Origin of the sequence: Proteus sp. fly-1067 (genome assembly GCF_040139345.1) — a bacterium.
GTDB classification, from domain to species: domain Bacteria; phylum Pseudomonadota; class Gammaproteobacteria; order Enterobacterales; family Enterobacteriaceae; genus Proteus; species Proteus vulgaris_B.
Map to the genome: position 1 here is coordinate 1 of NZ_JBEEUL010000147.1, position 623 is coordinate 623.

At 45.4% G+C, this 623-nt stretch carries 1 protein-coding gene; it reads left to right on the plus strand.

Annotated features, from left to right (window positions below; all coding sequences use genetic code 11):
* On the plus strand, window positions 1-623 hold a 623-nt coding region (locus ABN217_RS19665), incomplete at both ends, for a vitamin B12 dependent-methionine synthase activation domain-containing protein (protein WP_349459916.1).

A 623-nucleotide genomic window follows, 5' to 3' on the forward strand; every position in this document is an offset into this window, starting at 1 on the left:
GATGAAATGGTGCATGTTGCAAAAGAAATGGAGCGACAAGGTTTTACCATCCCTCTGATGATTGGCGGAGCGACGACATCAAAAGCGCACACGGCAGTCAAAATAGAGCCAAACTATAATCATTCGGTGACTTATGTACAGAATGCATCCCGCACGGTAGGTGTGGTCTCAGCGCTACTTTCCCCAACACAAAAAGAAGAGTTTGTTGCACGAACACGCCGTGAATATGAAGTGGTTCGTGAACAACATGGGCGTAAAAAACCCAAAACACCGCCAGTATCATTAGAAGCCGCTCGCGCAAATGCAGTGAAGATTGATTGGCAAAATTACCAGCCACCAGTACCGCGTTTTTTAGGTGTCAAAGAAGTACAAGCATCAATCGAAACATTGCGTCATTATATTGATTGGACACCATTTTTTATGACATGGTCTTTGGCGGGCAAGTACCCACGTATCTTAGAGGATGAAGTGGTGGGGGAAGAAGCACGTAAATTACTGCGTGACGCTAATGCTATGTTAGATCAGCTTTCTGAAAGCCAATCTTTGGTACCGCGAGGAATTTTTGGGTTGTTCCCTGCTAATCGTGTGGGGGATGACGTTGAAATATATACTTCACCTGCGCG